Origin of the sequence: Microcystis sp. M20BS1 (genome assembly GCF_020245305.1) — a bacterium.
GTDB classification, from domain to species: domain Bacteria; phylum Cyanobacteriota; class Cyanobacteriia; order Cyanobacteriales; family Microcystaceae; genus Microcystis; species Microcystis ichthyoblabe_A.
The window spans coordinates 1-13,675 of record NZ_JADBUZ010000077.1 but is presented as its reverse complement, the minus strand read 5'-3'; the positions used below and the strand labels follow the sequence as shown (position 1 = coordinate 13,675).

At 42.0% G+C, this 13,675-nt stretch carries 11 protein-coding genes; 5 read left to right on the top strand and 6 right to left on the bottom strand.

The genetic code is table 11. The features are described from left to right. Window positions 1-328 precede the first annotated feature (328 nt). From IM507_RS08005 to IM507_RS07995, 3 genes are all read left to right on the top strand, one after another. Entirely contained in the window at window positions 329-2,446 is a 2,118-nt protein-coding gene (locus IM507_RS08005; protein WP_123230341.1) for an NACHT domain-containing protein, read from the top strand. 467 nt (window positions 2,447-2,913) lie between these two features. Continuing rightward, window positions 2,914-3,621 (top strand): hypothetical protein, encoded by a 708-nt coding sequence (locus IM507_RS08000; protein WP_123230342.1) that lies wholly within the window; start codon window positions 2,914-2,916, stop codon window positions 3,619-3,621. A 163-nt stretch (window positions 3,622-3,784) separates the two neighbouring features. After that, window positions 3,785-4,195, top strand: coding sequence for a VOC family protein (locus IM507_RS07995; protein ID WP_002735740.1), 411 nt, complete (start codon window positions 3,785-3,787; stop codon window positions 4,193-4,195). Here IM507_RS07995 and IM507_RS07990 read toward each other — a convergent pair. Then, window positions 4,162-5,346 carry a class I SAM-dependent rRNA methyltransferase gene (locus tag IM507_RS07990; protein WP_002736162.1) on the bottom strand — a complete coding sequence of 395 codons (1,185 nt, stop codon included), beginning with the start codon at window positions 5,344-5,346 and terminating at the stop codon, window positions 4,162-4,164. The genes IM507_RS07995 and IM507_RS07990 overlap by 34 nt on opposite strands. Here IM507_RS07990 and IM507_RS07985 point away from each other — a divergent pair. Beyond that, complete coding sequence (locus IM507_RS07985; RefSeq protein ID WP_002737283.1) at window positions 5,345-5,476, top strand: hypothetical protein; 132 nt, start codon at window positions 5,345-5,347, stop codon at window positions 5,474-5,476. The two genes, IM507_RS07990 and IM507_RS07985, sit on opposite strands and share 2 nt — an antisense overlap. A 124-nt stretch (window positions 5,477-5,600) precedes the next feature. Beyond that, a complete protein-coding gene (locus tag IM507_RS07980) occupies window positions 5,601-6,395 on the top strand; it encodes an MlaE family lipid ABC transporter permease subunit (RefSeq protein ID WP_123230344.1) in 795 nt (264 codons plus the stop codon). Between the two features lie 437 nt (window positions 6,396-6,832). Here the strand turns inward: IM507_RS07980 and IM507_RS07975 are convergent, their stop codons facing one another. From IM507_RS07975 to IM507_RS07955, 5 genes are all read right to left on the bottom strand, one after another. Continuing rightward, on the bottom strand, window positions 6,833-8,206 hold the full coding sequence (locus IM507_RS07975; RefSeq protein ID WP_002735707.1) for a TIGR03279 family radical SAM protein: 1,374 nt from the start codon (window positions 8,204-8,206) through the stop codon (window positions 6,833-6,835). Window positions 8,207-8,311: 105 nt separating this feature from the next. Next, a complete protein-coding gene (locus IM507_RS07970) occupies window positions 8,312-8,644 on the bottom strand; it encodes a DUF4164 family protein (RefSeq protein ID WP_002737391.1) in 333 nt (110 codons plus the stop codon). Between the two features lie 309 nt (window positions 8,645-8,953). Further along, a complete protein-coding gene (ftsH4, locus tag IM507_RS07965; protein WP_002736707.1) occupies window positions 8,954-10,831 on the bottom strand; it encodes an ATP-dependent zinc metalloprotease FtsH4 in 1,878 nt (625 codons plus the stop codon). A 77-nt stretch (window positions 10,832-10,908) separates the two neighbouring features. After that, window positions 10,909-12,093 carry a tetratricopeptide repeat protein gene (locus IM507_RS07960; RefSeq protein WP_287636861.1) on the bottom strand — a complete coding sequence of 395 codons (1,185 nt, stop codon included), beginning with the start codon at window positions 12,091-12,093 and terminating at the stop codon, window positions 10,909-10,911. A 134-nt stretch (window positions 12,094-12,227) separates the two neighbouring features. Continuing rightward, a complete protein-coding gene (locus IM507_RS07955; protein WP_123230345.1) occupies window positions 12,228-13,442 on the bottom strand; it encodes an RNA-guided endonuclease InsQ/TnpB family protein in 1,215 nt (404 codons plus the stop codon). Window positions 13,443-13,675 lie beyond the last annotated feature (233 nt).

Sequence of the window (13,675 nt, the reverse complement as noted above, 5' to 3'; positions counted from 1 at the left end):
GTCGTCATTGGGTAATCGGCAAAAGTCACGGCATTTAATCAGTTATCAGGATTCAGGAGTCGGGATTCAGGAGATTATTTTTATTTATTCTCCTCTCCCCTCTCTGGGCTCTTCTAGGTTCTGTGTGATAAGTTTAACTTACTATATGATCGATCGATCTTTGTGTCCTCTGTGTCTGGAGTGGTTCCCTCCACTCCCTCGCCAGCAGGACTATATCTCAGAATACATTTTACCCACCAAATCCAAAAGAGCCAGCGGGTTTCTGAGTTGTTGGGAAACCCGCTTTCTGGCTTATACTGAACTTCAGAGGGTTTACAGGGGTTAAGTTATGACAGGAATTGAAACAACCATTGTAACGGCATTGACTAATAATTTTATTGGTCAAATGATTAAATCGGGGTGGGAGGGTATTAATAAAAATGAGTTATTGAATAAAGATGTCGGACAGCTTTTCAAAGAGGGAAAGTATCTTTTTTTACGGGAATATACTCAACGTTACTGGGATCGGCACGGCATGATTAAGGTTTTAAAAATGTCTAAGCCGATGGATTTGGAGTCAATTTATATTAATGTCAAATGTTTAGGAAATTTAGTCAGGGATTATTATGATGAAAATTTAGAAAATAAATATCGTGAGAGTAAGCAGCGACGATTTAACTTTAGGGATGATGGTAAAAAAGATGGTTTACTTTTGGCTAATCAAGAACAATATTTAATGGTACTTGGTGATCCTGGTATTGGTAAATCTACATTTTTGCGAAAAGTTGGTTTAGAAGCTCTCAAGGGAAATAAAGACAGTTATCAGCATTCTCTAACACCTGTTTTACTGGAGTTGAAAAACTTTAAAGAAAACGAGATTAATATTCAGGTATTAATTGAAGAGGAGTTTAAAATCTGTGGTTTTCCCAATGTGGAAAAAAATATTAGCAATAAACTAGAAAAAGGGGAATTACTAATTTTATTAGATGGTTTGGATGAAGTGCCAACAGCTAATGTTTATAATGTAATCGAGAAAATTAAAGATTTTGTAGATAGGTATCATAAAAATCGTTTTATTCTCTCCTGCCGCACTGCTGCTAGAACTCATCTTCGACGATTTACCGATATTGAAATTGTCGAATTTGATGATCAGCAAATTCAAAGTTTTATTGAACATTGGTTTAGTTCGGAATTAGATCGCAAAAATGAGACGGCTAAAAATTGTTGGGAACTGTTGCAAAAGGAGGAGTATAAAAGTGCAAAAGAGTTAGCCCATACACCGTTATTGTTGACTTTTTTGTGTTTAGTTTATGATGAAAATCAATCTTTTCCCACAAATCGCAGTCGCCTTTATCAAGATGCGTTACGAATTTTATTGGAAAAATGGTCAGCCGAAAAACGTTTACCTAATCGCGGTTTAGTTTATGAAAATCTCAGTATTGAGCAAGAAGAAATTTTGCTATCTGAAATTGCTTATCAGAATTTTGTAGCAGATAAACTTTTTCTAGAAAAACGAGAAGTTGTTAAGCAAATTAAAGATCACCTTAAACAAAACTTAAATGCTCCGCAACATCTGGACGGAGAAAAAGTATTAAAAACCATTGAAATTGAACAGGGAATTTTAGTAGAGCGGGCGAGAGATATCTATTCTTTTTCTCATTTAACCCTTCAGGAATACCTCACGGCTCAGTATATCTATGATAATGATTTGATTGAAGAAACAGTTAAGAATCATATAACAGAAACTCGTTGGGAAGAGGTGTTTTTGTTAGTGGCGGGTTTGATGCGAGGGAAAGCCGATAAATTGTTATTAGCAATGGAGAAAGAAGCCCATAATTATCTTAAAACGCCCCTCAGTCAAAAATTCGTGCCGATTTTACAATGGGCTGATGAGATGACTAAAGATTCTGTTGATAGTCCGATTAAACCTGTAGGAAGAAGAGCGATCGCCTATTGGCTCTTCATCGCCAACGCCAACGTCACCGCCAACGCCAACTTCATTGTTACCGCCAACGCCAACTTCATCGGTATCGCCATCACCAACAGCATCTACATCGCCAACGCCTACGCCCCCGAGATCACCTACAAAATCTCCCGTATCTTCTTTACCCCCAAACTCATCGATGAGTTTGTCCAGTTAGTTAACTTATTTGCTCAGAATCGAATTATTTCTAAGGTTAATTTTTCCCAATTAATCGCTGATTTAGAAGCTTTCAAACAAATTATTCCTGATGATAAAGCAACTAAAAAAGAACATCAAGAATTTGCTGATCGATTAGTTAAAAGGTGGAATACTGCTTTTAATTTAACGCCTAAATTACTTAAGTTATCCACCTACAAATTTGACGATATAAACAAGCATTATTTTTATATTAATCACCTGATTCTCGACTGCCAAAAAGTGGCTGTTAATATTTCCCCTACCGTCTGGCAAGAAATCGAAGAACGAATGCTCCGCGTTCCTTAACTTCTACTTTTTTTCTCAAATCTTGCCTTTCCAATTGGATGAGATTAGCGAAATATTAAGTAGGTAGGCGTTAAAAATTATCAGATGCCCCCCTTATCAAGGGGGGACTAAGGGGGGATCGGCACCCCCCTTATCAAGGGGGGACTAAGGGGGGATCGAACCTAAAATCCATTTTTGAATTGGCGGGTTTTAGAAGAGGGGCGAACTTTAGCTGATTATAACATCCAAATAGAAAGCACATTACATCTAATGCAAAATTCACCGGTAACTGTTTTTGAACCTTCGGTAACAGCCGCTCTAATTTTTCTAGGGTTAGGGTCCATAATAGTAAAATCGAAGAATCTTAATCAACGGAGGAAAAAAACAGACCAAAATGCTTTAAAATCGGGTAAAATAGTTCATAAATGAACTTCTCCTAAATATGGTGGCTAGGGCGATAATTAGTTTAGTATTAGTGAAAACTTGGAATGGTTCCGATGATGATGAAATTATTAGGATGTCTAGTCATTTTTGCAAGTTTAGTCAATGTTACACCAGGGATAGCAAATCATTCCCCCCGACAAGTTGCTCAAGCGTCTAGCACTTCTTCGATTCAAGGTTATTGTTTTTCGGTCGCTAATGATAATCTGGATGCTACCGCGAGGATTTATATTCAGGGAAATCAAGTCACGGGTCGGGTAGAAGCTACAATTCATAATGAACAAGCAGCTTATTATAGTTCCTATACTCAAACCTTACAAGGAACAAAAAAGGGGAATCAGTTAAACTTAAATATCACGACAAAAATTGAGTTAGACACCCAAAAAACTCAAGCAATCTGGACATTAACCGCAGATTCTTTGAATACGGGACGAGAAGTTTATCAAAGACAACCTTGTTTATTGTCTCAAATCTGGTTTGCACCAGGGACTAATAGCGCCACCGTCAATCAATCGGTTGTGCGAGGGAGTCGAAATATTTATCTCTTAAGAGCAAATCAAGGACAGAGAATGGATCTGAAAATTACATCCTTAGAAAATAACGCCGTATTTGATGTGATTGCACCGAATGGGGAAATATTGACAACAGAAGCTACCCAATCTAGTCTAAAATTACCTGCTACTGGAAATTATGAAATAATTGTAGGAGGAACTCGCGGCAATGCCACCTATAAATTAAATGTTAAAATTCAATAAATAGTAGCAATGTCCACCCGAAGATACTTTCATTGGTGGAACTTTAGCCAAAAGATTGTCAACCACAACGGTAGCAGCATCAATCTTGAATCAGTAAACAGTTATCAGTTATTCAGTTATCAGTTTACTGTTTACCGATCACTGAAAAAGCTTGCCAACTCCAATGAATAACCCCCCCGATAGTCCATTCAATTACACAGAGGCTTTTATTGCCCTAGGCACGAGTAATTTCGATCGCTCGGTGCAGTTTTATCGTCAACTGTTGCAACAGGAACCAAACCCCTACCTTGCCGACGTTTATGCGGAATTTAGGCTGATTAACCTTAAGTTAGGTCTTTTTTGCCCTAAAGAGTCCCACAGAGACGAATTTGGCGATTCTAGGGGCAGTGGCATGAGCATTTGTTTCGAGGTGGAGAGTCTCGAAAAAGCCCTTGAGCATTGGAGCGAAATCGGCTATGGTGCTAGGGGAGAAATTAGCCAAGCTTCCCACGGTCCGGAAATCTACATCTATGATCCGGATGGTAATCGTTTAATTTTCCATCAATCCACCGCTAAAACCAATCCTTTCAGGTAGGAACCTTCCGAGTGATAGATACTGGTGGGATGGTCGGCCGGTTGGCTTAAACGTGCTAAAATTCGCACTGGGCGAGCCGATTCAATAGCGGCAGCCATGACAGCCCCCTGAAAATGTTCTTCGTTAACCACTTGGGAACAGGAAAAGGTGAAAATAATACCTTGGGGGCGAATTTTCTGGAAAGCTTGGTAATTTAATCTTTTATAAGCCATAACCGCCTGATGACGGGATTGGATACTTTTGGCAAAAGCGGGGGGATCGAGGACAATCAGATCGTAATCCTCCTGACAGTCGCGCAGGAAGTTAAAAACATCGGCACTGTAGGATTGATGGGGAACTTCACCGAGATTATTCAGGGCGATATTTTTTTCGGTAAGATCGATCGCACCGTGGGAACTATCAACGGAATCGACTAGGGCAGCCCCCGCTTGCATAGCATAGACGGAAAAGCCTCCAGAATAAGAAAAAGTGTTTAAAACCCGTTTATTATGGGAATATTGAGATAATAAGGCTCTATTTTCCCTTTGATCGAGGAAAAATCCCGTTTTTTGTCCTTTTTCCCAATCAATAATAAAGCGATGGCCAGATTCTAACACCTCATCGCTGGTTTTTTGACCAAATAAGTATTTATTTTCGGAAATATGGGCGCTTTTCGCTAAAACTGCGGCACTTTTATCGTAAACTGCCCGTAAATTGTCAGCGTAGATAGTTTTCAGACAATCGACAATCAGATCGAGACGTTGGTATAAAGCTAGGGAATAAGCTTGAATAACCGCCGTGCCATTGTACCAATCGACGATTAAACTGGGTAAACCGTCTCCTTCAGCGTTAATTAAGCGATAACAGTTAGTTTTCGGGTTATCCACTAAACCGATTTGTTGCCGCAGCTGATAGGCATTCTGGAATTTTTCGAGAAATAATTGAGCAATATCGCTGACTTTTGGGAAAGAAAGAATTTTAACGGCAATATTGCTGGGATTATACAGTCCAGTGGCTAGATATTCGCCTCGATCGCTATAAACCTCCACGATAGCACCCTCTTTGACTTCCCCCTCCATCTCTTTAATCGCCCCGGAAAATATCCAAGGATGGAATCGTTTAACAGCATCAATTTTATGGTTTCTCAGGATAATTTTCGGTAAATCTGGCATGGATAAAGAATCAGGGTTGATAGCTGACGGCTACTGGAAATTCTATTATCCCCTGCTGGCAGCACAAAACCATAGTTTCTTATCCCTCGATCGAGTGGCATCAAAGCAAGTCCCCACAATCGAGGGATAATCATACATGAGTAGAAAACGGGTTTCTCGGAGAAACCCGTTTTCTGTGCGTTACTCAACGGATTTAGTATCATAGGGAATTCTCGCCTATAATAAGTTAAATTTTAGCGATAGTCCCTCGACAAATGCCAAGGAAAAGTGATGCTGCCAGTGGTTTAAGTTTATGGTTTCAGCGTTTGGGCGCTGCCGGTTTGTTAGCGGGACAAACTTTTTTACATATTCTTAATGGCAAAATCCACCGGCGTAATACTCTCGAACAAATGAGCATTGTTGGACCAGAATCCTTGACAATTGCCCTAATTACTGCTGCTTTTGTGGGTATGGTTTTCACTATTCAGGTAGCCAGAGAATTTATTTTTTTTGGGGCGGGTAGTTTTGTTGGGGGAGTCCTTTCCTTGGCTTTAACCAGGGAATTAGCCCCGGTTTTAACCGCAGTGGTGGTGGCGGGAAGAGTTGGCTCGGCTTTTGCCGCCGAAATTGGTACAATGCGAGTAACAGAACAAATTGACGCTTTATATATTTTAAAAACCGATCCGATCGATTATTTGGTCATTCCCCGGGTGATTGCCTGTAGTTTAATGTTACCCCTGCTCACTATTATCTCTTTAGTCACGGGATTACTGGGTGGTTTATTGATTTCTGATAGTCTTTACGGTGTTTCCTATTCCCTATTCTTACAATCAGCCCAAAATTTTCTACAAACATGGGATTTAATTAGTTCTATGTTAAAGTCCCTAATTTTTGGGATTTTAATTGCCATTATCGGTTGCAGTTGGGGTTTAACCACCACCGGCGGTGCTAAAGGAGTTGGTCAATCCACTACCACGGCTGTGGTAACTTCTTTATTGGCGATTTTTGTGGCTAATTTTTTCCTCTCTTGGCTGATGTTTCAAGGGACTGGTAATGTGGAAATCGGCTAAGACAGTTATCAGTAATCAGTTATCAGTTATCAGTGCCAAGAAAACGGCAATTTTCTACTTAATAACGCTCACTAAAAACTCAAATCAATTTGGTCGAAATATCTATATTACATTTTGGGCGCACGCGATGCGCCCCTACCATTGGCGCAATAATATTATTGTAGGGGCGAATTGCATTCGCCCTCTTTTAATCACTTTTACTGCTCACCAATATGTGAGAAAAAGTCACAGATAGGAGATGCACCCAATCCGATTACCATAAACAGTAATCAGTGCCAAGAAAACGGCAATTTTCTACTTAATACCGCTCAGTAAAAACTCAAATCAATTTGGTCGAAATATCTATATTACATTTTGGGCGCACGCGATGCGCCCCTACCATTGGCGCAATAATATTATTGTAGGGGCGAATTGCATTCGCCCTCTTTTAATAACTTTTACTGCTCACCTATATGTGAGAGAAAGTCAGAGAAAGGATTGAGAGTAAGACAAGTTTTAATTAATTCCTCCACTCCCAGGACTGGATAAATAGGGACTCTTAACTGATTAATAACAGTTTCTAGGGTGATATCATCTAAAAATACCGCTTCCCCATGCTTAAGCATGAGAGAAGGTAATAAAACCCCATCCCCAAGATTTTTACCTTGTAATCCTTTGAGAATATCTTGCCCGGTTAATAAACCCGTAACCGTGATTTCCTGCCCCCAATAATCACTATTTAAAGCCACTAATTCCACGGTTAAACCCTGCACCTTATTTAACTGTTTAACTAGGGGTTGAAAAGCTTGTTCTACCGCATTGCCCACTACCCATACCAACCGTCTAGAGGGACTAATTTGAGCAGGCAATAACTTCTTGGCTGTCTTCTGAAAATCCCTAATAAATTGACGAATAGAGCCAACTCCGTTACCGATTTGGGGATAGTCTTCGTAGTGAGATTGAGGGGGTAAATCGACTCGGGCAATTAAAAACCATTCATCGGCTAACCACAGCACATTACTGCCAAATTCTTGACGAAATTTTTTCTGTAAAGTTTGGACTTGTTCAATAACTTCTCGCGCTTTTTCTTGACTAACGGGAATTAATTCATCTTCTTGGGGACGAAAGCGGGTTAATCCCACGGGAACTACGGCAATCGACTCCACACAGGGAATATCTCCCCGATGAAAAGAAACCAGATCTAACAGGGTTCTTTCGAGATGAATTCCATCATTAATATTGGGACAAACTACCACTTGTGCATGAATTTGTAATTGTCTCGCTTGTAGCCACTTTAAATGGTCTAAAATTTGACCAGCGCGGTGATTTTTTAAGAGACGAATTCTCAGATCGGGTTCCGTGGCATGAACGGACACAAAAAGCGGTGATATCCGCATCTTTTCGATCCGCTGCCATTCTTTTGAGGTGAGATTAGTTAAGGTTAAATAACTGCCATAGAGAAAACTTAAGCGATAGTCATCATCTTTATAGTATAAAGTTTCTCTTTTGCCCTCTGGTTGTTGATCGATAAAGCAAAAAGGACATTTGTTATTACACTGAATTAAGCCATCAAAAAGGGCAGTTTCAAACTCTAAACCTAAGTCTTCATGATAATCTTTTTCGATTTTTACTTGGTGAGTTTTGCCCTGACTATCAAGCACTTCTAGGGTTAAAAATTCATCGGCACATAAAAATTGATAATCGATTAAGTCCCGGGGACGATTACCATTAATAGAGACGAGCGAATCCCCGATTTCAAAACCTACCTCGGCGGCGATCGAATCTGGGATGACACCACTAATTTTAGCTGGACGAATAGTTAATTCACTCATATTTTTAGGTCGCCATCCAATTATTTAACTGCATTTCCCAGAGAGTCTTTGGCTGCGTTTTAATATTTGTCAAGTTAATTCTACAGCATTTTAGGGCGATCGCTGTTAGGGATTGGGGAAAAAACCAAAAAGTTTAGCAGCCCCTCCTAAAATGGCCACAATCAGAGCGATGAGAATCCCCCGATTGGTAAATTCCTGATAGGCAACTCTTGCAGTTAACCCTTTAATTTCTGTGGTTAGTCGCTCATCCAAGGCTTTAATCTCCCCTTTGAGTTCGACTTGTCCTATTTCCACTTTCGTCAACCGTTCTTCTATCTTATCAAATCTCTCATCTACCTGATCAAATCTCTCATCGATCCGTTTTTCCAGAGAATCGATTTTCCCCTCAATCCTTGTCAGAACTGCTTCTAGGGAATAAGTGACGGTTTCGTTAGCCATTTTCTGTCTCCTTTAGCTCTTCTGGATTCACCATCGTGATCTCAATATCAGTATCGCTGATTTTTGCCTGCAAGTTTCAATCTCTAATAGGGGTTAAGATTAATGGGAACGCTGTAGGGTTGATTCATGAATCAACCCTACAAAGTATTAATCTCTAATAGGGGTTAAGATTAATTGGAACTTTTGGGGTTCTGGGACTGCGGAGAGGCAAAAGGAAGAATGAATAATCAGTTTTTAATAATCAGATTTAGTATAATGGCAAAAAACCCATCTTTGTTCAAGATGGGGTAAGGCAAAAATCAAATCAATCTAAACAGTAACAGGTTCTCGATCGAGGGGTTTAACGCGCTCGAGCAGTGCTTGCAATTGTTCCCCTTCAATCACCTCTTTACTGAGGATTTCTTGGGCAATTTCTTCGAGCAAATCGCGATTTTGAGCCAGGATATCCAGGGCCTGCTGATGACCATTTTCGACAATCTCTTTCACTTCATTATCGATCGCTTTGGCCGTATCATCGCTCACCAAACGCCGGGGATTCATCATACCATCTCCCAGAAAACTATTCTGTTGACCTTTTTCGTAGGCTAGGGGACCCAAGGTCTTACTCATACCATAGGTTGTCACCATGCGTTCGGCCAAGTCTGTCGCCCGCTGCAGGTCATTAGCGGCCCCAGTAGTAATACTACCGAAGATAATTTCTTCGGCAGCCCGACCGCCTAAAAGAGTAGCAATTTGGTCGCGTAATTCCGTATCATCCATAAGGAAACGGTCTTCCGTGGGCATTTGCAGGGTATAACCGAGGGCTGCCATGCCGCGAGGCACGATCGAAATCTTAGCAACTTTACCACCCCCCGGCATAACTGCACCGACGAGAGCGTGACCAACTTCGTGATAAGCGACGATTTTCTTCTCTTTTTCCGAGAGAACCCGGCTTTTCTTCTCTAAACCGGCCACTACCCGCTCGATTGCCTCATTAAAGTCCTCTTGGGCGACGGTGCTGCGTTGATTGCGGGCTGCCAATAAAGCGGCCTCATTGACTAGATTAGCTAAGTCAGCACCAGCAAAACCGGGGGTACGGGTAGCAATCTGTTTTAAATCTGCATCCGAGCCTAATTTTACCTTACCTGCGTAGATTTCGAGGATTTTTAAGCGTCCAGCCAGATCGGGGCGATCAACTAACACTTGGCGATCAAAACGGCCGGGGCGTAAAAGGGCGGGATCAAGAGTTTCGGGGCGATTAGTGGCGGCCAGCACGATCACCGTCGCATCACCAGCGTTAAAACCGTCCATTTCCGTCAATAATTGGTTTAAAGTCTGTTCCCGTTCATCGTTACCCCCCATAAAATTACCGTTAGCGCGAGATTTACCGATCGCGTCTAATTCATCGATAAAAATAATACAGGGGGCTTTTTTCTTGGCCTGTTCAAACAGATCCCGCACTCGGGCTGCCCCTGCACCGACAAAGAGTTCCACGAATTCCGAACCTGAGATACTAAAGAAAGGAACCCCCGCTTCTCCTGCGACTGCTTTTGCCAGCAGGGTTTTTCCTGTCCCCGGCGGACCGACTAAGAGGACACCCTTGGGAATCCGCGCCCCGATTTGAATGTAACGTTGGGGATATTTGAGAAATTCGACGATTTCGGCCAATTCGGTTTTCGCTTCTTCCACACCGGCCACATCTTCAAAAGTGGTTTTGGTGGTGTCTCCTTCCACATAGACTTTAGCGCGACTTTTGGTAATCGAGAGGGCCCCGGCCGGACCACCGCCACCGCTGCGAGCGAGGAAAAATTGCCAAATACCAACAAAAATCAGGGGAGGAATCACCCAACTGAGAACACTACCAATCCAGCCATTTTTTGGCGGTGGTGCGGCGGCGAATTCTACGCCCTTAGCTTCCAGACGTTTGGGCAATTCTAGGTCAAAAATCGGTGTAGTGCTGAAAATTCGTCCGTAGTTGCCCTCTTGGTCATTTTTAAGCTGATAACGAATCTCATTCTGTCCCACGGATACCCTAGCGACGTTGCCATCTTCCACTTGGTCGATAAAAAGACTATAGGGAACTTTGGGGACGCTAGGGCCAAATAATTGCGGAAAAAGGAGGTTAACAATCAGAAATAAGCCGCCCACGGCTAATAAAACATTACCGATCAGGCGGGATTGTGAAGGAGGTTTGCTTTTTATACTCATTGCTGGGCCTGATTCATTAAAATTATTCTCTATCCTCTCCTCATTGTAGGCTGTTGACTGCTCAAGTTCAGATTAAATCAGGCAGGGGGATTACCGTCGTCTTCGGGCGGTTTTTGCTCTAGTAAAGCCTCTAGACGGGTTTGGGCAAGCTCAAAATCCGGCGCAATCCCTAAAGCTTTTTGATAACAGGCGATCGCTGCTTGGGTTTCGCCCAAATTTTCTAGGGTACTGCCGCGATTGTACCAAGCTTGATAAAAATTATCGTCCGCTTCTAGCACCTGTTGCCAACATTCTAAGGCTTCTTGCCAACGTTGCAGTCCGTATAGGGCGCTGCCTCTAGCGTTAATGACTTGGTGATCGTTGGGGGTGATTTCTAGGGCGTGATCATAACTACTTAACGCTTCTTCGTAGTTACCGATCATGGCTAAGGCACTACCACGATTATGCCAGGCCGAGGCTAATTGGGGATCGATCTTTAAGGCCTGTTCCCAATCAGCGATCGCATTTGACCAATTGCCTAAATTTGCCTGTTCTAAGCCCTGATGAAACCAATCTTCGGCAGTTTCAGGGTTTTTACCTTCCTGGGCGGAAAATTGAGCGATGAGACTATCAATAATGCTTTCTGCGTCCTTATTTTCGATGCCCAATTGTTCGGCCATTTGGCCCGCTAGGGTAGAATCGTTTTGCAGACGGTCAAATAATTCATCGAGGGTGAGGGTTTCTAATTGGGGATTTTCTGGGTCATTACCGTTAAAATCGCTAGTTTCACTGGAATATAAGAGATTTTCTGGGGGTTGCGGCAGGGAATAACTGCCCGGGGCCTCATCTTCCCCGGCGTATTCCCAGATTAAAGTGGCAGTTTCTTTGCTGTAGAGTTGATAACCGATCTCGTAGGAAGCTTCACCAATACGTTCAATCCCGGGGAAAGCGCGAGCTAATTCTCCCAAACGGATCATTCTGGTGGCGAGAATTTGGTTAAGGGAAGCGGAGGATTGCAGACGGGTGCCAAAGAGCTCTAACCATTCTACCCAATCTTTTTGCCGACCTCGATCGCCCAATTTCTCAAAAAATCTCAGAATTCTGCCTTCGTGCCAACCGTGGGCCACCCCATCGAGTAACTCCATATAGAGAAACTCGTAGTCTGTATCGGTTAGGGGAACAGATTCGATCGCTTGTACTTTCCCCTTTCCCCCTTGTCCCCCCAAAAGTCGGGTAAAAAAGTTTTCGATCGCACGCCAAAGTTTTCTTAAAAGTCCCTGCATTCTAATCTCGACACTGGTTTTATTAATCTTGCAAGCATCACCCAATTAGTCTAGCAGTTATCAGTTATCGGGGATTGACTCTCCCCCGCTAACCGCTCGCGCGGTGTAGCGGGGGATTCTCGGTTCTTAGGCTTTTAACTAGATCGACCGAGTTTAACCCAGTCGATCCCCGTCAAATCGCCTCCGCGAGCGTTTTCTAACACGGTCAGTCCGACCGCGTTTTTTCCTCGGTTCTCAATTACCTTCGCTGATGCCGTATCTCTCGGTTCAATGTGGCCGCAAGAATCACACCAGTGAACTCTTTCCGATAACGCTTTTTTACCAGTAATTGCGCCACAATTCGGACACTCTTGCGAGGTTCCGTTTTTATCAACCTTAAGATAATATTTTCCCCGTTTCCAAGCGACAAACGGTAATATCTCGTTAATAAAACTACCGATACCTGAATCCAGAGATTGTTTTCTAACGATCCCTCTAGACCAGGAAACGAAGTTAATATCTTCAACAAAGATATTATCAGCGAGATCGCAAAGGTAATGAGCTAACTTAAAATGCCAATCTCTACGAGTATTAGACACTTTTTCGTGTAATCTCGCTATCTTATCTTGGAGTTTTAACCAATTGTTCGAGCCTTTGACTTGATGTTTCAAGCGTCTTTGTAGCAATTTAAGCTTACTCTGTACTTTCAACAAAAATCGAGGGGCTTTGATTAAATCTCCCCGTGAAGTAGCGACAAAACTCTCAATTCCCGCGTCAATTCCTAAACAGGTCTTCCCTACTGTCATATCGGGAACTAATTCCGTAGATTGGAAAGAAACCAAAACGTAAAATCCCGACGCTTTTTGGATAATTCGAGCTTGTTTAGGCTCAAACCCAGACGGGTACTTTCTGGATTTCCTAATCCGAATTTTTCCCAATTGTGGAAAATTTAAGTATTCGTCACCTAAGAAGTTTTTTGACAGCGTGGGAAAAATAAAACTTCGCATCTTTTTCTTGAATCTAGGAAAGCCGAAGCCTTTCGATTTTATATGGTCAAAAGCTTTATCTACAGTTTTTAAGACTTGCTGTAAGACTTGAGCGTTAACCGTCTTTAATATCGGATAGATTTTTTTAGCTTCCGTTAGATTTTTAGCTTGAACGAAGTAATTTGGATAGGGGTCATCCGCAGGAATTATGTACTCGGAAACTAACGAACAACGATCCGCAAGACACTTTCGAGAGTGTAACCAATCTTTCCGTTCCGAGAGCGCGTAATTATAAACGCTTTTGCAAACATCAAGAATGTGGACAATCTCTCGTTCCTGTTTCTTGTTTACCTTTAGTTTGTACTGATAGGTAAGCGTTATCACTGTCGTTAGCTTCGTGATGTGATGTATAGTTAAATTGTAACACTTACCGCCCAATATTTCAACTGATTACAATCATGGACCAAACTAATCGCGGCTCTTCGTTACTTGGTATGGTTCGATAGGGGGGCATAAATCGACTAAATCCTTATCTGGCAAGGGATTTAATTGATTAGTTCGCTCTAGATCGAAAATAATTAACAAAAATCGCTAAATGCCTTTCTATATAAGGGTTC